General features: G+C 64.4%; 22 protein-coding genes. 13 read left to right on the top strand and 9 right to left on the bottom strand.

Annotated elements, in window-relative coordinates; genetic code table 11:
* Position 1: 1 nt before the first annotated feature.
* The 8 genes from FY036_RS04690 to FY036_RS04655 all read right to left on the bottom strand — a co-directional run bounded on the left by FY036_RS04690 (position 2) and on the right by FY036_RS04655 (position 10,448).
* A complete protein-coding gene (locus FY036_RS04690) occupies positions 2-1,639 on the bottom strand; it encodes an FAD/NAD(P)-binding protein (RefSeq protein WP_161601093.1) in 1,638 nt (545 codons plus the stop codon).
* Positions 1,640-1,715: 76 nt separating this feature from the next.
* Positions 1,716-3,314 carry a phosphoglycerate dehydrogenase gene (serA, locus tag FY036_RS04685; protein WP_148913545.1) on the bottom strand — a complete coding sequence of 533 codons (1,599 nt, stop codon included), beginning with the start codon at positions 3,312-3,314 and terminating at the stop codon, positions 1,716-1,718.
* Positions 3,315-3,385: 71 nt separating this feature from the next.
* Positions 3,386-4,561 (bottom strand): phosphoserine transaminase, encoded by a 1,176-nt coding sequence (locus tag FY036_RS04680; protein WP_148913544.1) that lies wholly within the window; start codon positions 4,559-4,561, stop codon positions 3,386-3,388.
* A gap of 163 nt (positions 4,562-4,724) precedes the next feature.
* The gene (locus FY036_RS04675) at positions 4,725-5,423 is read right to left on the bottom strand and encodes an outer membrane protein (RefSeq protein WP_235897519.1); all 699 of its coding nucleotides are present in this window, start codon (positions 5,421-5,423) and stop codon (positions 4,725-4,727) included.
* 186 nt (positions 5,424-5,609) lie between these two features.
* On the bottom strand, positions 5,610-6,407 hold the full coding sequence (locus FY036_RS04670) for an outer membrane protein (protein ID WP_148913543.1): 798 nt from the start codon (positions 6,405-6,407) through the stop codon (positions 5,610-5,612).
* Positions 6,408-6,599: 192 nt separating this feature from the next.
* Entirely contained in the window at positions 6,600-7,952 is a 1,353-nt protein-coding gene (gene glmM / locus FY036_RS04665) for a phosphoglucosamine mutase (RefSeq protein ID WP_148913542.1), read from the bottom strand.
* 205 nt (positions 7,953-8,157) lie between these two features.
* On the bottom strand, positions 8,158-9,216 hold the full coding sequence (locus FY036_RS04660) for an SO2930 family diheme c-type cytochrome (protein ID WP_161601092.1): 1,059 nt from the start codon (positions 9,214-9,216) through the stop codon (positions 8,158-8,160).
* On the bottom strand, positions 9,213-10,448 hold the full coding sequence (locus FY036_RS04655) for a parallel beta-helix domain-containing protein (RefSeq protein ID WP_148913540.1): 1,236 nt from the start codon (positions 10,446-10,448) through the stop codon (positions 9,213-9,215). The genes FY036_RS04660 and FY036_RS04655 overlap by 4 nt, the downstream gene beginning before the upstream one ends.
* 75 nt (positions 10,449-10,523) lie before the next feature.
* Here FY036_RS04655 and FY036_RS04650 point away from each other — a divergent pair, with 75 nt between their 5' ends.
* The 8 genes from FY036_RS04650 to FY036_RS04615 all read left to right on the top strand — a co-directional run bounded on the left by FY036_RS04650 (position 10,524) and on the right by FY036_RS04615 (position 17,343).
* Complete coding sequence (locus FY036_RS04650; RefSeq protein ID WP_161601091.1) at positions 10,524-11,141, top strand: TetR/AcrR family transcriptional regulator; 618 nt, start codon at positions 10,524-10,526, stop codon at positions 11,139-11,141.
* A gap of 89 nt (positions 11,142-11,230) precedes the next feature.
* Positions 11,231-11,878, top strand: a complete 648-nt coding sequence (locus FY036_RS04645) for a thiamine phosphate synthase (RefSeq protein ID WP_148913538.1) — start codon at positions 11,231-11,233, stop codon at positions 11,876-11,878.
* Between the two features lie 3 nt (positions 11,879-11,881).
* Positions 11,882-12,838 (top strand): tetratricopeptide repeat protein, encoded by a 957-nt coding sequence (locus tag FY036_RS04640; protein WP_148913537.1) that lies wholly within the window; start codon positions 11,882-11,884, stop codon positions 12,836-12,838.
* A 107-nt stretch (positions 12,839-12,945) separates the two neighbouring features.
* Positions 12,946-13,509, top strand: coding sequence for an elongation factor P (gene efp, locus FY036_RS04635; protein WP_148913536.1), 564 nt, complete (start codon positions 12,946-12,948; stop codon positions 13,507-13,509).
* A gap of 30 nt (positions 13,510-13,539) precedes the next feature.
* Positions 13,540-14,331 carry an inositol monophosphatase family protein gene (locus FY036_RS04630; RefSeq protein WP_148913535.1) on the top strand — a complete coding sequence of 264 codons (792 nt, stop codon included), beginning with the start codon at positions 13,540-13,542 and terminating at the stop codon, positions 14,329-14,331.
* A gap of 28 nt (positions 14,332-14,359) precedes the next feature.
* Complete coding sequence (locus tag FY036_RS04625) at positions 14,360-15,190, top strand: GNAT family N-acetyltransferase (protein ID WP_161601090.1); 831 nt, start codon at positions 14,360-14,362, stop codon at positions 15,188-15,190.
* Between the two features lie 97 nt (positions 15,191-15,287).
* Positions 15,288-16,313 carry a MotA/TolQ/ExbB proton channel family protein gene (locus FY036_RS04620; protein WP_148913533.1) on the top strand — a complete coding sequence of 342 codons (1,026 nt, stop codon included), beginning with the start codon at positions 15,288-15,290 and terminating at the stop codon, positions 16,311-16,313.
* A 1-nt stretch (position 16,314) separates the two neighbouring features.
* Positions 16,315-17,343: a peptidoglycan -binding protein gene (locus FY036_RS04615; protein ID WP_148913532.1), complete on the top strand. Its 1,029-nt coding sequence runs from the start codon at positions 16,315-16,317 to the stop codon at positions 17,341-17,343.
* Between the two features lie 41 nt (positions 17,344-17,384).
* Here the strand turns inward: FY036_RS04615 and FY036_RS04610 are convergent, their stop codons facing one another.
* Positions 17,385-17,738 (bottom strand): DUF1304 domain-containing protein, encoded by a 354-nt coding sequence (locus FY036_RS04610; RefSeq protein ID WP_148913531.1) that lies wholly within the window; start codon positions 17,736-17,738, stop codon positions 17,385-17,387.
* A 145-nt stretch (positions 17,739-17,883) separates the two neighbouring features.
* Between FY036_RS04610 and FY036_RS04605 the strand changes: the two genes are divergently transcribed.
* The 5 genes from FY036_RS04605 (at position 17,884) to FY036_RS04585 (ending at position 23,791) form a co-directional block, all read left to right on the top strand.
* Positions 17,884-19,368, top strand: coding sequence for a carboxypeptidase M32 (locus FY036_RS04605; protein WP_148913530.1), 1,485 nt, complete (start codon positions 17,884-17,886; stop codon positions 19,366-19,368).
* A 260-nt stretch (positions 19,369-19,628) separates the two neighbouring features.
* Positions 19,629-20,036, top strand: coding sequence for a hypothetical protein (locus tag FY036_RS04600; protein WP_148913529.1), 408 nt, complete (start codon positions 19,629-19,631; stop codon positions 20,034-20,036).
* 398 nt (positions 20,037-20,434) lie between these two features.
* Entirely contained in the window at positions 20,435-20,845 is a 411-nt protein-coding gene (locus tag FY036_RS04595) for a hypothetical protein (RefSeq protein ID WP_148913528.1), read from the top strand.
* A 128-nt stretch (positions 20,846-20,973) separates the two neighbouring features.
* Positions 20,974-22,632, top strand: a complete 1,659-nt coding sequence (locus FY036_RS04590; RefSeq protein WP_148913527.1) for an FAD-binding dehydrogenase — start codon at positions 20,974-20,976, stop codon at positions 22,630-22,632.
* Positions 22,633-22,642: 10 nt separating this feature from the next.
* Complete coding sequence (locus FY036_RS04585; protein WP_148913526.1) at positions 22,643-23,791, top strand: amidohydrolase; 1,149 nt, start codon at positions 22,643-22,645, stop codon at positions 23,789-23,791.
* Positions 23,792-23,793 lie beyond the last annotated feature (2 nt).

Below are 23,793 nucleotides of genomic sequence, written 5' to 3'. Positions count from 1 at the left end.
CTCAACCGCAGAGCACTCGCGCGGCCCAGCGCTCCACCGCCGCGCCGAAACAGTCGTGCACCGAATCAGTAGCGATCACCGAGCCGTTTGCGAGCCTGCCCAACAGCGAAAGCCCGTCGACGGGCCGGCCGTCGGCATCGACCACCTGCCCGCCGGCGGATGTTCTCGCGCCGAGCTTTTCGTCCAGCGGCACCAGATATCCGTCATCGCGAAGACCGGAGACAAGCGGCGAGGAAACGTTTGCGAGGTCCGGACCGGCAAGCACGGAATCGACCATCGCCGTGGCGATATCGGCCCCACCATTCTCCGCGATCCGCCAGCCACTCCCGACGAGTTCGATGTCGGGATCGTCCACGCGGCGCAGCGTCAGCGTCCCAGCATCTATCAGCGCCAGAAGCCGCGCGGTGGCTTCGGCCGGCGGTCCATAGGAAAACCGCTTCATGCCGTCGTCGAACGCGATCAGCGCGCCGGCCGTCGCGGCCGACTTTTCCGCCGGATTGTAGGCCTTGCGCAGATCGTTCTGGAGATGCCGCCAGACCTGCCCGGTCGCATATCCCACGGACAGCGCGGCCTCGCCGTGCGCCATCGCAAGATACAGCCTCATCGCCTCGGCCGGGTGCTGGTCGTCCGGCACATCAGGGTCGTCTTCAGCGCCCTCGCAAAGCCAGTCGTGCACCCTGTCGCTGCCATCCTTGTCGAGCTTTGGGCCTGCGATCTCGCCAAGCACGCGGAAGATCGGCTCCAGACTGCCATCGCCGGCATCGATCGCGGCCGCCACCGCCTCGCGAAATTCCGCCTGCTGCGCGTCCGTGACGGCAAAGGCGCTGTCGATCGCGCCCGTGGCCGGCTTGGGCGCGGGCGGCATTCCGTTGAGCGAGAACGGCACTAGCCGCGCCGGTTCGCGGCCGCTGGCGCGGTAGACGAGGCCGCCTTCACGATCGGTTTCGAAACGCCCGCCGAGCCCTTCCGTGAGCATCCGCGTCGTATCGATCATCGCAAGGCCGAAACCGCGTATCGCGACCGTCCGTCCGGACCAATCGGCAGCTTCCAGCAGCCCATCGGCTGGGTAGGCAGGCGCGAGCACAGCGTCGCTCTTTCGCGCATGGTCGCGCCAGCGCTCGATTTGGCTGTCCTCAACCGGCTGGTGCCCCGCGCACAGCAGCACTTCGTCGAAAGGCCCCTTGTCGTGCATGTCGCGCGTCCACAGCAGCCAGCCGCTCTGCGCGCGGCGGCAATGGACGACCTCCTGCGCCACGATCTCCACCGTCAGGCCATCGCGTTTGCTTTCAAGAAGTGTTTGCAGGCGTGCGTGGAGGTATGCGCCCAGCATCGCGCGCGGCGGATAACCGTCCTCGCCCGGCGCACTGCGCTGCGCCGCCAGCCAGTCCTCGAAAGAGGCTCCCTGCGGCGGCGGGGGCAGGTCGATGGCACGGACAGGAATGTTCAGAAGGTTGAGGTCGCTCTGGCCGGGCGCATAGTTCGGCCCGCAGCCGATCTCGTCGGTGCGCTCAAACAGGGTAACGTTGACCGACCGGCATCCCGCATGGCGCGCCAGCACCTCCAGTGCGGAGAGCCCGCGCGGGCCGCCGCCGACGATCGCGACGCGAAGCGGCGACGATGCTGTTGCTTGAACCGACACTGTGCCCCCATACGAACCGGAACGCCGGCGCATTGGCGCGGGCGTCCCGGATAAGGCCTGGGAGGCAGGTTGGTTCCTAGGCTGCCACGTCGAAATGCAGCGGCTTGGCCGAGTCGATCTTCGGGTCGGCGCGCAGTTCGGCAAGCACGTCCTGCGGGAACGGCGCATCGAGATAGAGCAGCGCGATCGCGTCGCCGCCCGGCCGGTTGCGGCCGAGCTGGAAGTTGGCGATGTTGACGCCCTTCGAGCCGCAAATGGTGCCCAGCAAACCGATGATGCCCGGCACGTCGGCATTGGTCGTGTAGAGCATGTGCTCGCCCACCTCGGCATCGAGGTTGATGCCTTTTATCTGGATGAAGCGTGGCTTGCCGTCGGAGAAGCACGTGCCGGCGATCGAGCGCGTGCGGTTCGCCGTTTTGACCTTGAGCTTGATGTAGCCGTCGAACACGCCGGACTTGTCCCGCTTGACCTCCGACAGGATCACCCCACGCTCCTTGGCCATGATTGGGGCGGACACCATGTTGACGTCGGCCACCTGCGGACGGATCAGTCCGGCAAGCGCGGCACTGATGAGCGCACGCGTATTCATCTCGGCCGTCGCGCCGTCGAAAAGGATTTCGACTTCCTGGATCGGCTCTTCCGTCACCTGGCCCACGAACGCGCCCAGCACCTCGGCCAGCTTTATGAACGGCTTGAGCCGGGGTGCTTCCTCCGCCGTGATCGACGGCATGTTGATCGCGTTGGAGACCGCGCCCTTCATCAGATAGTCCGCCATCTGCTCGGCCACCTGCAGCGCGACGTTTTCCTGCGCCTCGGAGGTCGATGCGCCCAGATGCGGGGTCGCCACCACGTTCTCCATGCCGAACAGCGGGCTGTCGGTCGCAGGCTCCACCTCGAACACGTCGATGCCGGCACCCGCCACCTTGCCGCTCTTCAGCGCCTCGATCAGGTCGGCCTCGACGATCAGGCCGCCGCGCGCGCAATTGATGATGCGCACGCCGTCCTTCATCTTCGAAAACGCCTCCTTGTTGATGATGCCGCGGGTGCGGTCGGTCATCGGCGTGTGGAGCGTGATGAAGTCGGAACGGGTGAAGATTTCGTCCAGTTCCACCTTCTCGACACCCAACTCCTGCGCGCGATTTTCCGATAGGAACGGGTCATAGGCGATCACGTGCATCTTCAGACCGACGCCACGCATGGCCACGATCGACCCGATATTGCCGCAGCCGATCACACCCAGCGTCTTGCCGGTGATCTCGACACCCATGAAGCGGTTCTTCTCCCACTTGCCGGCGTGGGTCGAGGCATTCGCCTCGGGAAGCTGGCGCGCGACCGCGAACATCAACGCAATGGCGTGCTCGGCCGTCGTGATCGAGTTGCCGAAGGGCGTGTTCATCACAATGATGCCGCGACGCGAGGCGGCGGGGATGTCGACATTGTCGACGCCGATACCGGCACGGCCGACGACCTTGAGGTTGGTCGCGGCTGCGATCAGCTTCTCGGTGACTTTGGTGGCCGAGCGGATGGCGAGGCCATCATACTGGCCGATGACTTCGAGCAGCTTTTCCTTGTCCTTGCCGAGGTCGGGCAGGTAGTCGACTTCAACGCCGCGATCCTTGAAAATCTGCACGGCGGTGGGAGAAAGCTTGTCGGATACGAGTACGCGGGGCGCCATTGTGGCCTCCTTCGTCATGTCTTTTCTGGGATGCGAGGAAGGGCCGCCTCGCAGGCGGCCCGAACGTGAAATCAGGCCGCAGCCTTGAGCGCGGCTTTCTGACTGGCGAACGCCCAGTCGAGCCAGGGCATCAGCCGTTCCAGATCGGAAGTCTCGACCGTCGCTCCGGCCCAGATGCGCAGGCCGGGGGGTGCGTCGCGATAGGCGCCGATGTCGTAGGCGACGCCTTCCTTCTCGAGAGCTGATGCCAGCCCCTTGGCGAATGCCGCCTGCGCTTCGGCGTCCAGCGCCGTTATGTCGGGATCGATGATCGACAGGCACACGGAGGTGTTGGATCGGGTCGCCGGCTCGACCGCCAGATGGCCGAGCCATCCGCTCTTTTCGACGAACGCGTCAATGGCGGCGAAGTTGGCGTCGGCCCGACCGATCAGCCCTTCGAGCCCGCCTACCGACTGCGCCCATTCGAGCGCGTCGATGTAATCCTCGACGCACAGCATGGAAGGCGTGTTGATCGTCTCGCCCTTGAAGATGCCTTCGATCAGCTTCCCGCCCGAGGTCAGGCGGAAAATCTTCGGCAGCGGCCATGCCGGTCTGTAAGTCTCAAGCCGCTCGACCGCACGCGGCGAGAGGATCAACATGCCGTGTGCAGCCTCGCCGCCCAGCACCTTCTGCCAGGAGAAGGTAACGACATCGAGCTTTTCGAACGGCAGGCGCTGCGCGAATGCGGCCGACGTCGCATCGCAGATCGTCAGGCCCTTGCGGTCGGCTGGAATAAAGTCGCCGTTTGGCACACGCACGCCGGAGGTGGTGCCGTTCCAGGTGAAGACCACGTCGCGGTCGAAATCGAGCTGATCCAGATCCGGAAGCGTGCCGTATTCGGCCTCGATCCTGCGCACGTCTGGCAGCTTCAGCTGCTTGACCACGTCGGTAACCCAGCCGGAGCCGAAGGATTCCCACGCGACCATGTCGACGCCGCGCTCGCCCAGCAGCGACCACAGCGCCATCTCGACAGCGCCGGTGTCGGACGCCGGCACGATGCCGATGCGCCAGTCGGCGGGAACCTGAAGAATTTCGCGGGTAAGGTTGATGGCCCGTTCGAGCTTGGCCTTGCCGACCTTGGCGCGGTGCGAACGACCGAGCGGGGCATCGCAAAGCGCTTCAAGCGACCAGCCGGGACGCTTGGCACAGGGACCTGAAGAAAAATTGGGGTTCGCCGGACGCACGTCCGGCCTGGAGATAGTCGTCATCTGTTTCTACCCTTTCAGATAGCACGCCTCTCGTTGGGGAGAGGTGGCCCGCTGCGGGCATTACGCCTGCGCGCTTAAAAGTGCAAGGGGCAAACTGACAACACCGGCCGCAAAAGAAAAACGGCGGGCCGAAGCCCGCCGCGTTGCCTGAGATGCCGCCTGCCTACCAGAGATCGTAGCGCAGGCCAACCCTGATCTGGTGATGCTTGACGCCTTCCTCGACGCTGAAGGTATCCGTGTTGAGATACTGCATGCCCGGCGTGTGCAGGAACTGGTAGCCCATGTCGATCGAGACGTTTTCCGATACCTTGTAGCTCGCGCCGGCCATCAGCGCGTAGGCGAAGTTGTACTGGCGGTCGGACCAATCCTCGAAGGCGCCCAGGGTGGGCGAATCGACGAGTATGTTGTGCTTCGAGTAGGTCGCGCCGATGCCCGCGCCGACATAGGGCGTTACGCCCATTACGGTCGCGATATCGAAATAGCCGTTGACGAGACCGCTCCACACCTCGTGCTGGGCACTGAACAGGTCCAGCCCGTCATCGTAATAGTACTTGTCGCCGCCTATATAGGCGAGCGTCGCGTCGGCGCGGAAATTGTCGGTGAAGTGGTAGCCGACGCCGACACTGCCGCCGAACCGGCGATGCGAGACATCCTCGCCGAACAGCTCGAAATCGTAGACCCGGCTGCCGAGGTCGTAGCTGACATCGCCGCGCAGGTACCAGCCCGAGCCGATCTCGACCGGCACCCATTCGGGCGCTTCCTCGATGAAGATCGGCGGGTCGTAGTCGGCGGCCACCGCAGGCAGCGCGGCTGGCGTCGCAAGGGCCGCGCAGGCGGCAAGCAGGCGGAACTTGTTGCTCATGAAAATCCACTCCGGGAGACGCGGCACCCCAGCCGCACTTGTCTTCAGGAGCCATTCTTAACCATCTTGGTTAAGCCCCGGTTAAGGATAACAATCGGTTAGCACAATCGGCTTGACGCAGGACTCAGATGCGAAGAAGCCCGGCATTGCCGGGCTTCTTCAATCATTTCTTTTCGGTGCGACGGGCTAGTTGAGCGCGTAGCGAACGCCAAGCTTGAAGTCGTGCGAGGTGATGTCGCGGAAGTGCATCGGATTGTCGATGTCGTTCTGGCCGTCATAGGTAATGATGTCGCCGGTGCGGCCGTCACCAAGGTGCAGGAAGCTGTAGCCAAGGTCGATCGTCATGCGGTCGGTAGCCTTGAAGCCGACACCTGCATGGAGCGCCCAGGCGAGGTTCCACTTGGAAGCCGCATCGGCATAGGCCAGCGTCGGCGCGCCCGAGGGATCGATGCCCGCGTCGCGGAAGGAGTGGATCGTCACCCGGCTGGCACCGATACCGGCGCCGACATACGGCACGAAGCCATGGAAATCGCCCAGGTCGGCATAGGCGTTGGCCATGAGCAGCCATTCCGACTTCTTGCCGGTGTAGTTGTTGAAGCGGTTGTTGCCTGCATCGTCGATCCAGGTGTCGAGGCCGTGGAAGCCCGTCTCGCCGCGATATTCGACGATGCCGTCCACACGCAGGTGTCTGCTCACCTGATAGCCCGCGCCGATACCGAAGGTGGGGCCGGCTTCGAAATTCTTGTCGACGATGGTGAACTCGTTGTCGGGACCGAAATTGTCGAACAGCACGTTGTAGAGGCTGTCGACGCGCTGGTTGGACATGCCGATGTGGCCGCGCAGATACCAGCCGCCGAAAGACGGGATCGGCTCCGGCTCGTATTCGATGATCGGCGGCTCGTAGAGGTCCGCGGCCGCAGCGGGCATCGCCGCCGCGACAAGCAAAGCGGCTCCCGCCGCGAGTGGCATCAGGAATTTCTGCATGGGACCCGCCCTCCGGAGAATCCGGGAGCGCACAGCACACCCGGCATCGATTGAACTCGGCACGGATAATGCTTGGTAAAGGTTAAGTGCTGCTTAACCCTGCGAATTAACCACGTTCGGCGCAATAGTCGTTCGCAGAATCACAAAGGCCCGCTTTCGCGGGCCCTCGAATACTGTGCTGTCACTGGGATGTCAGGCAGCGCTCTTTTGCTCCGAGATCACGCCGATGATGTCATCGACCACCTGCTCGACCAACGAGCGGTCGTCGGCTTCGGCCATCACGCGGATAAGCGGCTCCGTGCCCGACGGGCGGATGACGAGCCTTCCCTTTTCGCCCAGCCGCGCCTGCGCTTCAGCGATGGCCTCCTTGACGGTCTTGTGCTCCAGCGGCGCGGATCCCGCGAAGCGCACGTTCTTCAGCACCTGCGGCACCGGCTCGAACTTGCGGCATACCTCGCTGACGGGCCTGTCTGCACGCTTGATGCAGGCCAGAACCTGCAGCGCCGACACGAGGCCGTCGCCGGTGGTGGAGAAGTCCGACAGAACGACGTGGCCCGACTGCTCGCCGCCGACGTTGAAGCCGTGCGCCCGCATGTGTTCCACAACGTAGCGGTCGCCCACCTTGGTGCGGTGAAGCGACAGGCCGATATCGCCCATGAAACGCTCGAGGCCGAGATTGGACATGATGGTGGCAACCAGGCCGCCACCTGAGAGGCGGCCGCTGCGGTGCCACGATTCGGCGATCAGAGCCATGAGCTGGTCGCCGTCGACGATCGCGCCAGTCTCATCCACGATCACCACGCGGTCGGCGTCGCCGTCGAGCGCGATGCCGATGTCGGCGCGCACCTCGTGCACCTTTTTGGCAAGGCCGAGCGGATGGGTCGAGCCGCAATCCTCGTTGATGTTGAGGCCGTTCGGCTCGTCGTTGATCGCGATGACCTCCGCGCCGAGTTCCCAAAGCGCGGCGGGCGCGACCTTGTAGCCGGCGCCGTTTGCGCAATCGACCACTATGCGCAGGCCCGAAAGAGACATCGAACGCGGCAGCGTGCGCTTGGCGAATTCGATGTAGCGGTCGTGCACGCCGTCCACGCGCTTGGCGCGGCCCAGCGCCTCGGCATCGGCAAGCGCGATATCGACGTCACGATCGAGCAGTTGCTCGATGCGAGCCTCGATCTCGTCGGACAGCTTGTAGCCGTCCGGACCGAACAGCTTGATGCCGTTATCGTAATAGGGGTTGTGCGAGGCCGAGATCATTACGCCGATGTCGGCGCGCAGCGAACGAACCAGCATGGCCACTCCCGGCGTGGGAATGGGACCGAGCAGGAAGACATCCATGCCGGCCGCGCAGAAGCCCGCAACCATGGCGTTCTCGATCATGTAGCCCGAAAGGCGCGTATCCTTGCCCAGCACCACGCGGTGACGATGGTTGCCGCGCTGGAAGGACATGCCCACGGCCATGCCCACGCGCATTGCGACCTCGGCGGTCATGGGCAGCCTGTTGGCGCGGCCCCGAATACCGTCCGTTCCGAAATACCGTCTGGTCATGTTCGCTCTTGATTCCCCACTCAACTTTCGCCCGGGCAAGATTTGCCACGAGGCGAAACACTGTTGGTATCACAATATATTAGTATCCGTTACGAAATGCTGTGCGCTTGGTAAACCGCTGACGGCAAGGCGACATGCCTGTTTGCGACACTATTTCGGCCGCTCCCGATGCTAGCCGATTGTGGCCGTTAGACGGCAAGCTACCTCATCGGAGGCTAGCTACCCACTTTCGCAGCAATTCCGCCGCCGCGTGGTCCTCCAGCGCGCGGCCCAGCTCCGGCATCATGATGCCGGGCTCGGTGCTCTCGACGCGATAGTTGAGGATCGAGCCTTCCGGATCGCCAGGCTTGATGTCGAACAGCCGGCCACCCGAGCCCCGCCCGGCCGCCACGGGCCGCTTGTTGATGCCCAGTGCGGGGCCGGATGGCTCCTGCCAGGTCAGGTACAGGCCGGAATTGCTGGCCGGCCCCTCGCGTCGATGGCAGTGCGCGCAGTTAACGTCCAGCCATGTCCGCGCCCGGGCATCCAGCTGCGCATCCTCGTCGCGCCAGTCCGGAACGGTGTCCAGTGAGGCCAGATCATCGGGCAGCCCCTTCAGGATGCCCGCCTCGCGCCAGCGTTCGAGCTGGCTCGCTCCACCGTCGTGATATTCGTGCTCGAAATTGAGGTTGCGCGCCTTCGGACCCAAAGGGACGATTTCGCCGCCCAGCGCGTGGCACGCCTTGCACTGGTTCTTGTTGGGAACGGAGTAGGTGAAGGACAGCGCCGTTCCTGCCTCGTCGATGGTGTCTATCTCAACCCGCGCACCGGCGATCTTCAGCTCGGCGTCCGTCTGCTCGTCGTTCCACAGATAGGCCCAGGCGTGCCAGCCATCCTCGTGCTTCAGCATCACACGCGTCTCGATCAGCCTCACATTCGCCTCGGGATCGCGCCGATCCGCGGGGAAGGAAAAGCTCTTGATGAGCGCGGAACCGGTAGGGAACTCGAAAGCCTCGTCGGCCACATACGTTGCGGCCGTGCCCAGCGGGACATAGACGAAGCGGTCTTTCTGCGCGCCGTCCGAAAACAGCGCGGTGCGCGGGGCAAAGGGCATTACGCGGTCGGAGGGGTTCTGCGCGCGCGCATCCTCGAAAAACCCGAACTCCGAAAGCAGCGCCGGCGGCCGCTTCGCCAGGATGGCCTCGTCTGAAACGGCGAAAACCGGCACGGTCGTAGCAAAAAAAGCGACCGTTCCGGCGATCAGCCATGGAACCTTGCGGATCACACGCCTTCGTCCTGCGGCAGTTTCACCTGGGCGGGCTCCGGCAGCGACCCCTTGTAACCTGTAATGTCGGTATCCGGCCACCAGCCCCACGGCAGAAGCATTTGCGAGATCATCTTGAGATTTGCGAAGGTCGTGCCGTCGGCCTCGTCGATATAGATGCGGTCGCCGGAAGCGACCCACGAGAAATACTCCGGTATGCGCGTCACGCCGTCCCATACGATGTCCGGCACCGGCGTTCCTGAAATGTCGGAGATGATCTTGCCGACCTCGCCGTCTGGCTCCCACCCGCCTTCGCCATAGGTGTTGCCGTGCACGTATACGCCGCGCGGAACGAACATGTACTGGTCGTCCTCATACTCGTTCGGATAGGCGTTTATCAGCACATGCGTCGTGCCGTTGCGGTCGAACCGGTTGTTGAAGACATGCACGTTGCGGTTGGCCATCACCATCACACCCATGCCCTTGGGCACGATGCCGACGATGTTGCCTTCAGGCGCGAAGTTCGGCGTGTCGTTGTCCGTGATGTCGTTGTCGAAGACGCGGATGTCATGCCCGCCCTGCACCGGCAGGTTGGGCAGGTCGAAAATGAGAATGCCGCCGGTGTTGTGCCGGGCGACGTTGCCGTATACATCGGCGCGATACGAGTTCTCGATCTCGATACCAGCGACGTTGTACTCGGCAACTGAGTTGCGGACGATGATGTCCTCGCTCTGGCCTACATAGATGCCGGCATCCGATGCGCCGCGAACCGTCACGTCCTCGATTAGCACGTTTTTCGAGGATACCGGATAGACCCCGTAAGCGCCGTTCTCAGCCTTTGGGCCGCCTGTCCATTCCACCCGCAGCCTGCGGAACGTGATCTGGTCCGACCCTTTGGATTTGATGCCGTCGCCCCTGGTGTCCTCGACAGCGAAATCTTCCATGACGACGCGGTCCGACGTCACAAGGAACCCTTCGCCGGAGCCGGTCTGTCCCGCGAAAGAAAGGACAGTGCGCCCGGCTCCCTCGCCGCGCACCGTCACGTCGTCCACGTCCAGCGAGAGGCCCTCGGTCAGGTCATAGCGGCCGGCTGAGATGGTGACCGTATCGCCCGGTTCGGCCAGGATCAGCGCCTCCATAAGCCGCTCGTTCGCATCCTCTCCCGGCTCGACTCGATGGTCGGCGGCAAGCGCCGATACCGAAGACCAGAGCAGCGCAACGGCCGCGACAAGACCTCGTTCGACACGTTGCATGGCAAATCCTCCCGTTTGCCTGCTACGATGCGCCCGCCACCAACCGGTGTCAATAAAGATGAAAGCATTTCAGATATGAAGGCGAATGCCGCCGTGAATACCGTCGAGCCGCAGCAGCGGCGCGCCATCGCCACCCGGGCCGCACTGCTGGCCGCCGTTGAAAAGATCGTGGCCGAGGAAGGGATAGCGGCCGTCACCACAACCCGCGTTGCGAGCGAGACGGATGTCGCCGTCGGCACCATCTACCGCTATTTCGCAGATCGCGAAGCCATGCTTCTTGCTGCCTACGACGAGACGGTCGGCCGCGTTATCGGCATCTGCCACGATGCGCTTGAGGAACTGCCGGAGGATGCCGCGGTCGAGAAGGCAGCGCGCCACCTGCTCGCCATCTATCTCACCGCGGCCGAGGCCATTCCAGCGCATGCAGGTCTGCTTGCCGCCATGCGCAGCCTGCGACCGATCGCAGTGGACCAGCCTGCCAACCAGGACAGGATCATCATCGAGCTGATCGCCCCCTTTTTTCAGCATCTCATGCCCGCCACCGCCGTCGATCCGCTGCGCCTGCGCCTGATGAGCAACGTCCTTGGCACGCTCGTCGATCTCTATCTCGTGATGCCAATGGGCGGCGACCGCGACGCGTTGCGCGAGGAGATCGAGGCGCATCTGGTGTTCATGCTGGGGAGAGCGGCATGAGCCGCCCGCTGTTCAAGCGGGCCGGCTTGGTTTATGCCGCATTCCAACCATCATCGGCGGCCATGTAGGCCCCAGCCTGCAGGAACAAAATGAACCCGACCGAAGCGCCCAATCGCTGCCGCATCGTCCTCATCGCTCCGCCGCGCATCGAGCCGAAGCGGCTGCTTTCGGCGCTGGCGGGAGGAGATGTCGCCTCGCTCATCCTGCCTGCATGGGAGATGGATGACGACACCTTCCAGCGCGACGCGGAAGCGGTCGTGCCGGAAGCGCAGCACAACGGCGTGGCCGTGGTGATTGCCGGCGATCCGCGCATAGCGATGCGCGCCCATGCGGACGGGCTGCACGTAGACGGTAACAAGGCGGCTCTCGAGGAGGTCATCGGCAAGCACCAGTCGAAGCTGATGATTGGCGTCGGCGGCGCAACCACCCGCGACGACGCGCTGGAACTCGGCGAGGCGCGGCCCGACTACATCTTCTTCGGCCGCTTCGGCTACGACATGAAGCCCGAGCCCCACCCCCGCAACCTCAAGCTGGGCCAGTGGTGGGCTGAGATGGTTCAGATTCCGTGCATCGTGGCAGCCGGCTCCGACATGCAGAGCGTCATCCCCGTCGCAGCCACCGGTGTCGAGTTCGTCGCCCTGTCGGAGGCGGTTTTTGCCGACGGCCTTGATCCGGCGAAGGCAGTCGCCGAAGCAAACGGCCTGCTCGACGCCGAAGCCGCGCGCTTCGAGGGCTGATCGATGCGCCGCGCTGCCCTTGTCCTTGCATCGACGCTGCTGGCCGTGCCGGCATTTTCACAGTCGAGCGGGCCTGACGGCGGGCGCGTCACCACGCCAGCGCCCGATTCCGTCTCGCCGGAACGTTTCTCGGAACGGCCGGCCGACCTCGCCTACGGCGCATACCAGCGCGGCCTCTATATCACTGCCCTGAACCTCGCCACGCCGCTGGCACTTCAGGGCGATCCGGCTGCGCAGACCCTCGTCGCCGAACTTTACTCGCGCGGCTTCGGTGTGCGCCGTGACATGGTGACCGCGATGGAGTGGTACGAGAAGGCGGCCGAGCAGAAGGTCCCCGAAGCGCTGTTCCAGCTTGCGATGATCCTGCTGGACGGTGGCGAGGAACTGGGCGACCAGGAACGGGCCTACACGCTGATGCAGGAAGCGGCCGATGCCGGCAACCGCATGGCACAGTTCAACTTCGCGCAGATGACCGTCAGCCGCGACCCCTCGGCTGCCGGCATGGAGAAGGCCATCTCCTACTATGAAAAGGCAGCGCACGCGGGCCTTGCCGATGCGCAATACGCCATGGCGCAGGCCTACGAGTTGGGCATCGGCGGCAGGCAGGTCGATCTCGCTGAGGCCCGCAGCTGGCTCGAGAAGGCGGCGAGCCAGAATTTCGATACCGCGCAGATCGACCTCGGTGCATGGCTGGTAGAGGGCAAGGGCGGCGATCGTGACCAGCAGGCGGGCTTTTCCTGGCTGCTGCGCGCGGCTGCCGCCGGCAACCCCGCAGCACAGAACCGCGTCGCCCTGCTCTATCGCGCCGGCGTCGGGGTCGAGCCCGACCGCGTGACGGCCGCCGCATGGTACCTGCGTGCCCGCCGCGCAGGCCTGATCGACCAGGTGATGGAAGACCAGCTGCAGGGCCTGACCGAGGAAGAGCTGGAACTCGCCAACCGCCGGGCCGCCATTCTGTGACCCGGCGGTAGGGCGCCTCTCTTGCCTCTCCGGCCGTTTTGTGGTCTTGGAGGCCCCGATGAACGCGCCCCTCGCGGCGCGGCGGCGAAAAATTCCGGAAACAGGCAATGGCTAAGATCAACGGCAACGAAATCCGTCCCGGCAACGTCATCGAGCACGATGGCGGCCTCTGGGTGGCGGTCAAGACCAACGCGGTGAAGCCCGGAAAGGGCGGCGCCTACAATCAGGTCGAACTCAAGAACCTCATCAACGGCACCAAGTTGAACGAGCGCTTCCGCGCCGCCGAAACGGTGGAGCGCGTGCGCCTCGAACAGAAGGATTTCACGTTTCTCTACGAGCAGGGCGAAGCGCTTGTGTTCATGGACGACGAAAGCTACGAGCAGCTTGAGCTCGACAAGGATTTCGTCGGCGAGCGTGCGGCCTTCCTCCAGGACGGCATGAAGGTCACGGTGGAACTTCACGAGGAACGCCCGATCGGCATCAAGCTTCCCGATCAGGTCACGCTCAGCATCACCGAGGCCGATCCGGTCGTTAAGGGCCAGACGGCTGCGTCGTCCTACAAGCCGGCCGTACTGGAAAACGGCATCCGCGTCATGGTCCCGCCCTTCATCTCGTCGGGCGAGAAGATCATCGTCGACACCAACGAGATCACCTACATCAGCCGCGCCTGAGCGGCTGACCCCGAACTTCGGAGACTATGAATGGCGCGTTCAGCGATCATCAACGTCATGGTGCAGGCCGCCATGAAGGCGGGACGCTCGCTGGCGCGTGATTTCGGCGAGGTCCAGAACCTCCAGGTCTCGCTCAAGGGCCCTGGTGACTATGTCAGCCAGGCCGACCGCAAGGCCGAAGAGATAATCTACGCCGAGCTGTCCAAGGCGCGGCCCGGCTATTCCTTCCTGATGGAAGAGCGAGGCGCGGTGGAGGGTGACGATCCCCAGCATCGCTGGATCGTCGATCCGCTGGACGGTACTACCAACTTCCTGCACGGCATCCCGATCTTCTCGATCTCGATCGCGCTTGAGCGTCAGGGCCAGATCGTCGCGGGCGTCATCTACAACCCGGCGATGGACGAGCTTTACACCGCCGAGCGCGGTGGCGGCGCCTTCATGAACGACCGCCGCCTGCGCGTGGCTGCGCGTTCCAAGCTTTCCGACGCGGTGATCGGCACCGGCGTGCCGCATCTGGGCCGCGGCCATCACGGTATGGCGCTCATCGAGTTGAAGAACGTCATGGGCGAGACGGCAGGCATCCGCCGGCTCGGCTCGGCCGCTCTCGACCTCGCCTATGTTGCGGCCGGCCGCATGGACGGCTTCTGGGAGAACTGGCTTTCGCCCTGGGACATTGCGGCAGGCATCCTGATGGTGCGCGAGGCCGGCGGCTTCTGCTCCGATGGGACGGGCGGGCCGCATATGTTCGAGAACGGCACGATCGTCGCCGGCAACGAGGCGATACACAAGGCGCTCGTCAAGACGATCCAGCGCAAGGGCTGAGCCCGGCGGTGCGGGCGTGAGCCAACCCATGAACGCACCCTCCTTCGACTGGCGACCGCTCACCTCCTTCTCATGGGACGCGATCGCCGAAGCGTTCCGGCGCAGCTACGAAGGCTACGTCATCCCCATCCGTCTCACCGCGCAGCAGATGGAGACCCGTTTCGCCGCGGAAGACCTCTCAATGGCGCAAAGCGGCATCGGCTATGTAGATGGCGAACTCGCGGGGATAGGCCTTGTCGCACGCCGTGGCCGAGCCGCGCGTCTGGCTGCATTCGGCGTCGCGCCATCGTTTCGCGGCAAAGGTTTGGCATCCGCCATGCTTCAGCGCATCGTCAACGCCAACGCAGCGCATGGCGACGGGACGATGGAGCTTGAGGTTTTCGAGCACAACACACCGGCGGTGAAGCTTTACGAGCGCTTCGGATTCACGCGGAAAGACCGCTTGATGGGTTTCGAGAAGCCGTCGCAATCATCTGCCGCCGGTCGGGACTTGCAGTTCTCGACACCGGAAGCTTTTGCCGAGCGCATCGCAGCGGAGGGTGAACTCGACCTGCCATGGCAATTGCAGCCGGAAACCCTCGCGCGTCTGTCGGCGCCCTGGCAGGTGGCGCATGACGGTGACGGCGCGTGTGCGCTTGTCGACCTGTCAAAGGAAGCCGTCGTCGATCTGCGCCTGCTCCACGTCGCGCCGCATCTGCGTGGCAAGGGCAAGGCGCGGGCTCTGCTGACCGCCATAGAGGCCAGCGCCGGCGAGAGGCCGATCCGCGTTCCCCAGCTCATCCCATCGCGTCACCAGGCACTCGCAAAGGCGCTCGGCTTTGCGCCGCTGCAGCATTGCCAATGGCGGATGGTGCGGTAGGTTGCCTATGCAATGGTCACCTCGTCTTTCAATTTAGTCACAATTCCGTCTAGAGTCGTGACACCTTCCTGCCGGCAATCGATTCAGAGGCGCGCGAATGGCATTCTTGAGAACTCTGGGAGCGGATGACGGCCTGACCGACGACGCGGAATACGACCCGCGCAACCTGTCGAGCCCCCAGGTCTTCCTGCTTTCGATGCTGATCTTTCTGGCCATCGTCGGCTTCGTGGCAGCTATCCTATACCGGCAGATTTCCAGCGCCTTTCAAACTAATCCGGGCCTCAACGGCCTGATCCTCGGCGTGCTCGCCGTCGGCATCGTTCTCGTCTTCGGCCAGGTGGTGCGGCTCTTTCGCGAGGTGCGGTGGGTCAACTCGTTCCGGGCCGGAACGCCCACGCACGACCCGGTCCTGCTCGCGCCGATGAAGGCTCTGATCGGCCGCTCGTCGGCCATGTCGCTTTCCACCAGCTCGATGCGCTCGATCCTCGATTCGATCGCGACGCGGCTGGACGAAAGCCGCGACATTTCGCGCTATCTTACCGGCCTGTTGATCTTTCTAGGCCTGCTCGGCACGTTCTGGGGCCTCCTGCAGACGATCGGCTCTATCGGCACGACGATCCAGACGCTCGATCCGGGCTCGGGCGACGTCAACGATGTGCTTGAGACCCTGAAGGCCGGCCTTTCCGCGCCGCTCGGTGGCATGGGCACGGCGTTTTCGTCCTCGCTTTTCGGCCTCTCCGGCTCGCTGGTGCTGGGCTTCCTCGACCTTCAGGCGGGGCGTGCCCAGACGCGCTTCTACACCGAGCTCGAAAACTGGCTTTCCTCTGTCACGGACCTGGGATCCGACTTTGTTGTCGGTCCGGACAAGGCGGACAATTCCGAGGAACTGAAGCTGCTGTCCGAGCGTCTGCGCACCATGCAGGAAGGGGACGGCACGTCCAATCCGCGCATCGCGGCTTCCATGGCCAGCCTCGCCGACGGCATCTCGGGACTGGTCAAGAACATGCGCTCCGAACAGCAGCTCATGCGCGACTGGGTGGAGGCGCAGGCCAATGAGCAGAAGGCCATGCGCGTGACGCTCGACAAGCTGGCGGACGCTATCCGCAAGCAGGAGAAGGGCTGACATGGCCCTGGCGCGCAGACGCGTCCAGCGCGGCATCGACTACTGGCCCGGCTTCGTCGACGTGCTGTCGACGCTGCTGCTGGCGATCATGTTCCTGCTGTCGGTCTTCGTGCTGGCGCAGTTCCTGCTCAGCCAGGAGATCACCGGCCGCGACCAAGTGCTCAACCGCCTCAACTCGCAGATCAACGAGCTCACCCAGCTCCTCGCGCTCGAACAGTCCAACACGCAGGATCTGGAGGACATGCTGTCCAACATGCGCGCCTCGCTGGCCGAAGCCGAGGGCGAACGCTCGCGGCTGGAGCAGCTGCTGTCGCAGGGCGCCGGCGCGGGCGCGGCGGCCGAGGAGCGGGCATCCCAACTTTCCGGCGAACTCGATACCGAACGCCAACTCAGCCAGCGCGCGCTCAGCCAGGTCGAGTTGCTCAACCAGCAGATCGCCGCGCTGCGTAGCCAGATAGGCGCGCTGGAAGCGGCCCTCGAAGCGTCGGAGGCGCGCGACCGCGAGTCCAACACCAAGATCGCCGATCTCGGCCGCCGCCTCAATGTGGCTCTTGCCCAGCGTGTGCAGGAGCTGAACCGCTACCGTTCTGATTTCTTCGGCCGCCTGCGCGAAATCCTGTCGGACCGCGAAGGCATTCGCATCGTCGGTGACCGTTTCGTGTTCCAGTCGGAAGTGCTGTTTCCAGTCGGGTCCGAGGTCATCAACGACGCGGGCCGCGAGGAAATGGCGCGTCTGGCGCAGGCGATTCTCGAGCTGCAGCGCGAGATCCCGCCAGAGATCGAATGGGTGCTGCGCGTCGACGGCCACACCGACAACATTCCGCTGTCGGGCACTGGCCGCTACCGCGACAACTGGGAGCTGTCCTCGGCCCGCGCGACGTCGGTGGTGAAGTACCTGATCGAAAACGGCGTTCCGCCGGAGCGGCTAGTGGCCGCCGGCTTCGGTGAGTTCCAGCCGCTCGATCCTGCCGATACGCAGGAGGCACGCGACCGCAACCGCCGCATCGAGCTGAAGCTCACCGAGCGCTAGACCAAGATGCCGAAAAGTGGAAACCGGTTTCGCGACGCGCTTCAGATCCGCGCTATCAGCGCCGCCAGCGCCAGCGCGGCGGGCAGCGCCTGCACATAGAGTATCCTGGTGCTTGCGGTAGCCGCGCCGTAAAGGCCGGCGACGATCACGCATGCGAGGAAGAACACCTTCACCGCAAAGCCCGCCTCACCAAGCCATAGCCCCCACACCAGACCGGCGACCAGAAACCCGTTGTAGAGGCCCTGATTGGCCGCCAGCACCTTCGTTGCGGCCGCGAACTCGGCAGTTGTGCCGAAAGCCTTGCGCCCTCGCGGCGTGTCCCACCAGACCATTTCCAGCAGCACGATGTAGACATGGATCAGGGCAACGAGCGAGATCAGGACGGTGGCGATCATGGCATACCTCGTATCACGACAGCAGTGGCATTGAGCACCGCCTTGCCGATACCCGCAAGGGAAATCCGGGGTCGCCGTTGACAGGGCCATGCCGGTGCGTAGCTTGCCCTGCGCCCGCACGCGGAACAGCAGAGAAAGAGCAGGAATGTCCTTCGAGAAACTTGACCAACTGGGCCGTCGCATCGAAGCGCTCGATCACGCGCTGGCAATACTCGGTGCCGACGAGGCGACCCACATGGCAGTCGGCGGCGGCGAGGCGCGCGCGGAGGCGATGGCAAGTCTTGCCGGCATGCGCCACCGCATGGCGACCGCGCCCGAAATCGGCGATTGGATCGTCGCGGCCGAAGCCGAAGCATTGAACGAGGAGCAGGCTGCCGCCCTGCGCGAGTTTCGCCGCGACCACGTCAACCTCACCTGCCTGCCGCCCGAGTTCGTGGAGCGCCAGACACGCACGCGCATGCGCTGCGAGCAGCTCTGGCGCGAGCTGCGCACGAGGAACGACTGGGCGGGCTTCCAGCCGGCGCTTGAGGGCGTGGTGACCATGGTGCGCGAGGAAGCCGCCATGCGCGCCGGCGCCCTTGGCCTCGATCCCTACGACGCTCTGATGGAGCAGTACGACCCGGGCAACCGCCTCGCGGATGTCAGCCCGGTTCTGGAGGAGCTGAAAGGCTTTCTCGTCGATTTCGTGCCGCAGGCGCTGGCCGTGCAGGAAGAACGTCTGGCAAAGACGCCGCTCAAGCCTCTCTCTGGCTCTTACCCGGTCGAAAAGCAAAGAGACCTCGGCCTGGCGATGATGGCCGCCGTTGGCTTCGACATCACCCATGGCAGCCTTTCCGTCTCCCATCATCCGTTCTGCGGCGGCGTGCCGACCGACGTGCGCATCACCACGCGATATCGCTCGACCGAGTTCCTGTCCTCGCTGATGGGCGTGCTGCATGAGACGGGGCACGCGCTCTACGAGCAGGGCCTGCCGCGCGCGTGGTCGCACTGGCCGCTCGGCAAGGCGCGCGGCATGGCGATCCACGAAAGCCAGAGCCTGTTCGTGGAAAAGCAGATCGGGCGCAACCCGGCCTTCTGGACATGGGCGCTCCCCGTGGTCGAGCGCCATCTGGGAGAAAGCTGGACCCTGGACGACATCCTGCCCCACGTTCACCGGGTTGAGCGCGGCCTGATCCGCGTCGATGCCGACGAAGTCACTTATCCGCTGCACGTCATCCTGCGTTTCGAACTGGAACAGGACATGGTTGCTGGTCGCCTCGAAGTGGCCGATCTACCGGAGGCGTGGGATGCGAAGATGCAGGCCTATCTCGGCCTCTCCACCATCGACACCCCTGCCGACGGCCCGATGCAGGATGTGCACTGGCCGGCTGCCGCCTTCGGCTATTTCCCCTCCTACACGCTCGGCGCCATGATTGCCGCGCAGCAATGGGCCGCCATAGAGCGCGAACATCCCGGCGCGTCCGAAGATTTCACCCGCGGTCATTTCGATCATGTCAACGACTGGCGGCGCGCGCATGTCTGGTCGCAGGGCTCGCGCTGGTCGACGCCGGAACTCATCGAGCGCGCCACCGGCGAGCCCCTCAACGCCGATCATTTCCGGCGGCACCTGCAAGCCCGCTACGGTGCCTGACGTATAAAAAATGACGTTCAAAAAAATTCAACCATGACGTGAAAGCCCGGATTTTCTGGGCTTTCACGCGCCGGCGAACGACATTCGCGTCATCACCTTACCTTGCGTAAGTTTGAACCGTCCAGACGGTACACCTATCCTTCGTTGTGGCCGGAGCCTGCCGGCGGCGTTTTGGTGAGGACGCTGTGACAAGGCAGGTTTTGACGGCCGCCATCTGATCGCTGGCTCCCAACGGCGATCATGGAAGTGGACGAAAGAAAATGAACAACATTGCTCTCAAGACGACCCTCTCCGCTTTTCTGGTTTCGCTGCCGCTGGCAGGTGCCTTTGCGCAGACGGACCGCGACAATCACTTCGCCGACCGCGTCACCGCGCCGGTGGACGTGACCTATACCTCCTCAATCGGCTCTGCCTCGACCTCCTATGCACGCCAGCTCGACGCGGCCCTGAATGCCGCCGAGACCAACCTGCGTCCGGGCGGCCGCGACAATGTCGTCGGCAACGGCGCGGCGGCGCAGTTGCGCGGCGAGATCAACGCCGTGCGCCAAGCCGCGGCTCAGGAGAAGAACGCCAATGGCGGCGAGCTGAGCGCGGCGTCGTACCAGAACCTGTCGGGTCAGCTCCGCTCGATCCAGCAGTCGATCTATGGCCTCCAGAACGGTAGCTGATCCCGTTCAGAACGCCCGAGACATTCGAAGGCCGCCCATTGAGGCGGCCTTCTTTTTTGCCAGACACCAACAAACAAAGACACTTCGTCACGGCCGCCGCGAAACCTTCCCGCGGACGAAATGCCGCCTAAAGAGTTTCAGGAAAAAGCTCGCGATTGGATCACTAACATTTGTGATGCGCCGCAGATCGCAGATTCGCTGGCTTTGCGCCTCTTGCAGCCAGTTTCGAGCTGCATCTTTTTACACAACGTTGAAACCGTTAGCCCCTTTCATACGTCCTTATGAACGCCGAGGCCGGACACAGCGTGTGGTGAGAACGCTCCCTGTTCGACCTGACGGCGGAACCCGGACCGACGGCTCCCCAACGCCGGTCCTCAAAGTCGAAATGGAACAGGAAAATGAACAAGCTCATGATCAGGACTGCCCTCGCCGCCCTCTTTGTCGCCGCCCCCTTCGCCGGTGCTTCGGCACTCCCGTATGCCGGCGTGAACGAGGATGTTCATATCGCCGACATCGCGACGGTACCCGCCGTCGATACGATGATGACTGCGTCGACGGGCGAGTGGTCGCGCATGCAGACCCTGGATGCGCAGATCGCCGCCGCCGAAACCAACGTCGCCCCCTCAATGAGCGGCGAGTATGACTCTGGCCCGGTCAACGCCATCCGTGCGCAGATCGCCGCAGTGCGTGCCGAAGCGGCCCGTGACGCCGGCGCCAATGGCGGCGAGTTGAGCGCTGAGGCCTACCAGACGCTGTCGGCGCAGCTTCGCACCATCCAGCAGGAAATCTACATGATGCATAATGGCTGACGCCATCACATCTGCCTCCCGCATGAAGGGCCGCCCCACGGGGCGGCCTTTCTGTTGAGGGCGATTGACCGAACGCCGCAAACAGCGGCAATCTCCTTTTCCAAACAACAAGAAAGCCGGGAGGAACAATGGCGCAGGGGGCGGATGCGATCGTCATCGGCGGCGGTCTGGCTGGGCTGGTCGCTGCTGCGGAACTGGCCGATGCGGGCCGGTCCGTCATCGTACTGGAGCAGGAAGGCGAGAACTCGCTAGGCGGCCAGGCCTTCTGGTCGCTAGGCGGCCTGTTTTTCGTCGACAGTCCCGAGCAGCGTCGCATGCGCATCCGCGACAGCCGCGATCTGGCGCTGCAGGACTGGATGGGTTCCGCCCAGTTCGACCGTGACGAGGATTACTGGCCGCGCCGGGTCGCCAAGGCCTATGTCGACTTCGCGGCCGGCGAGATGCGTGCGTGGCTGCACGCTATGGGCATGCGCTGGTTTCCCGTCGTCGGCTGGGCCGAGCGCGGCGGCGCGATGGCGCATGGCCACGGCAACTCGGTGCCGCGCTTTCACCTGACGTGGGGCACCGGGCCCGGTGTGCTGGAGCCCTTCATCCGCCGCGTCGGCGAGCATCGGGCCTCCGGTCGAATTACGCTCAAGTTCCGCCATCAAGCAAGCCGCCTTATACGCACCGCCGGGGCAGTGACCGGCGTTGCCGGCGAAGTGCTGGAACCCTCCACCGTCGAGCGCGGCCAGCGCTCGGGTCGCGGAGTGGTGGGAGGTTTCGAAATTTCCGCGGGCTGCGTGCTGGTCACCTCCGGCGGGATCGGCGGCAATTTCGATCTCGTACGCAGCAACTGGCCGGTCGAAAGGCTGGGCCAGCCGCCGAAGACCATGGTCGCGGGCGTTCCGCACCATGTCGATGGACGCATGGTCGCCATCGCACAGGAGGCCGGCGGTGCCGTCATCAACGCCGACCGCATGTGGCACTATACCGAAGGCGTGCAAAACTGGGCGCCGATCTGGCCCGACCACGGCATCCGCATCCTGCCCGGCCCCTCGTCCATGTGGTTCGACGCGCTGGGTCGCCGCCTGCCCGCGCCCTGCCTGCCGGGCTTCGACACGCTGTCGACGCTGCGCCATATCCTTGCCACCGGCTACGACTATTCCTGGTTCGTGCTCACGCAAAGCATCATCAAGAAGGAGTTCGCGCTGTCCGGTTCCGAGCAGAACCCGGACATCACCTCGCGCAAATGGCTCAATGTTCTCAGGAGCCGCCGCGGCGCGGGCGCGCCACCCCCTGTCGAGGCGTTCAAGAAGCACGGCGCGGACTTCATCGTGCGCGACACCTTGCCCGAACTCGTTTCCGCGATGAACGTCATGACCGGCGAAAACCTGATCGACCATGGCCGCCTGTCCGCCCAGATCGAGGCCCGTGACCGCGAGATCGACAATCCGTTCTCCAAGGACGCGCAGGTCACCGCCATTCGCGGCGCGCGCTCCTATCTGGGCGACAGGCTGATCCGCACTGCAAAGCCGCACAAGATTCTGGACCCCGCCCACGGCCCCTTGATCGCCGTGCGCCTCCATGTGCTCACCCGCAAGACGCTGGGCGGCCTGCATACCAATCTCGATGGGCAGGTACTCAGCGCGGCGGGCGATCCCGTCCCCGGCCTCTACGCGGCGGGCGAGGTTGCGGGTTTCGGTGGCGGCGGCTACCACGGCTACAACGCGCTCGAAGGCACCTTCCTCGGCGGCTGCATCTTCTCGGGCCGCAATGCCGGCCGTCACGCGGCCGCAAACAGCTAGACGGATCATTATGGAACTGACCAATCAGGACATCGCCGATCTCGTCGCCTTCCGGCGCGAGCTGCACCGCTTTCCCGAGATTTCCAACGAGGAAGAGCAGACAGCCCGGCGCGTCGTTGCCTTTCTGTCCGAAACCGGCCCTGACGAGGTTCTGGAGCACATGGGCGGCCACGGCGTGGCCGTCGTCTACGACAGCGGCAAGCCCGGACCGACCGTGCTGTTTCGCTCCGAGCTCGACGCGCTGCCGATCGAGGAATTGTCGGATGCCCCGCACCGCTCCGCCCTACAAGGCAAGTCGCATATGTGCGGGCATGACGGTCACACCGCCATCCTTGCAGCCATGGGCCGCCAGCTTGGCCGCAGGCGTCCCGCGCAGGGCCGCGTGGTTCTTATGTTCCAGCCGGCGGAGGAAACCGGCAACGGTGCTGCCGGCGTGGTCGCCGACCCTCGCTATGACACGATCCGGCCGGACTTCGCCTTCTCACTGCACAACCTGCCGGGCACGCCGCTCGGTCACGTGCGGCTGAAGCCCGGCGTGGTCAACTGCGCATCGCGTGGGCTTCGCATCGTGCTGGAAGGCAAGACCGCCCACTCGTCGATGCCAGAGACCGGTTTCTCGCCGATGCTGGCCGTCAGCCGGCTGATGCCGGCGCTGGCGAAGCTCGGCGGCGGCAGCTTCCACGACGACGATTTCGCCATGGTCACCGTCACCCACGCCGCAATGGGCGAGGCCGTCTTCGGCATCGCCCCCGGCCGTGCCGAGCTGTGGGCGACACTGCGTACCCGCCTCGACGGGCGGATGGCGGACTTGTGCGCGGCCGCGGAAGCGCTGGCGCAAAAGGCGGCGGCCGAAGACGGACTACGAGTTGCCATCGACTATCACGAGATTTTCCTCGCCAGCCTCAATGCGCCTGAAGCCGTCGACCGTCTGCGCGCCGCGCTCGACGCAGAAGGCGTTAGGCACGATGAGGAGGAGCTTCCCATGCGCGCCTCGGAAGATTTCGGGATCTTCGGCCACACGTCGAAATCGGCGATGTTCTTCCTCGGCGCAGGCACCGATCTCCCGGCTCTACATAATCCCGATTACGACTTCCCCGACGATCTCATCGCTATCGGCTCAGGCATCTTCATGCGCACGGCCCGCGACCTGCTGGGATAATG

Origin of the sequence: Neoaquamicrobium microcysteis (assembly GCF_008180155.1) — a bacterium.
Taxonomy (GTDB): domain Bacteria; phylum Pseudomonadota; class Alphaproteobacteria; order Rhizobiales; family Rhizobiaceae; genus Aerobium; species Aerobium microcysteis.
The sequence above is the reverse complement of the archived record's forward strand: the minus strand, read 5'-3'. Positions and strand labels throughout refer to the sequence as shown.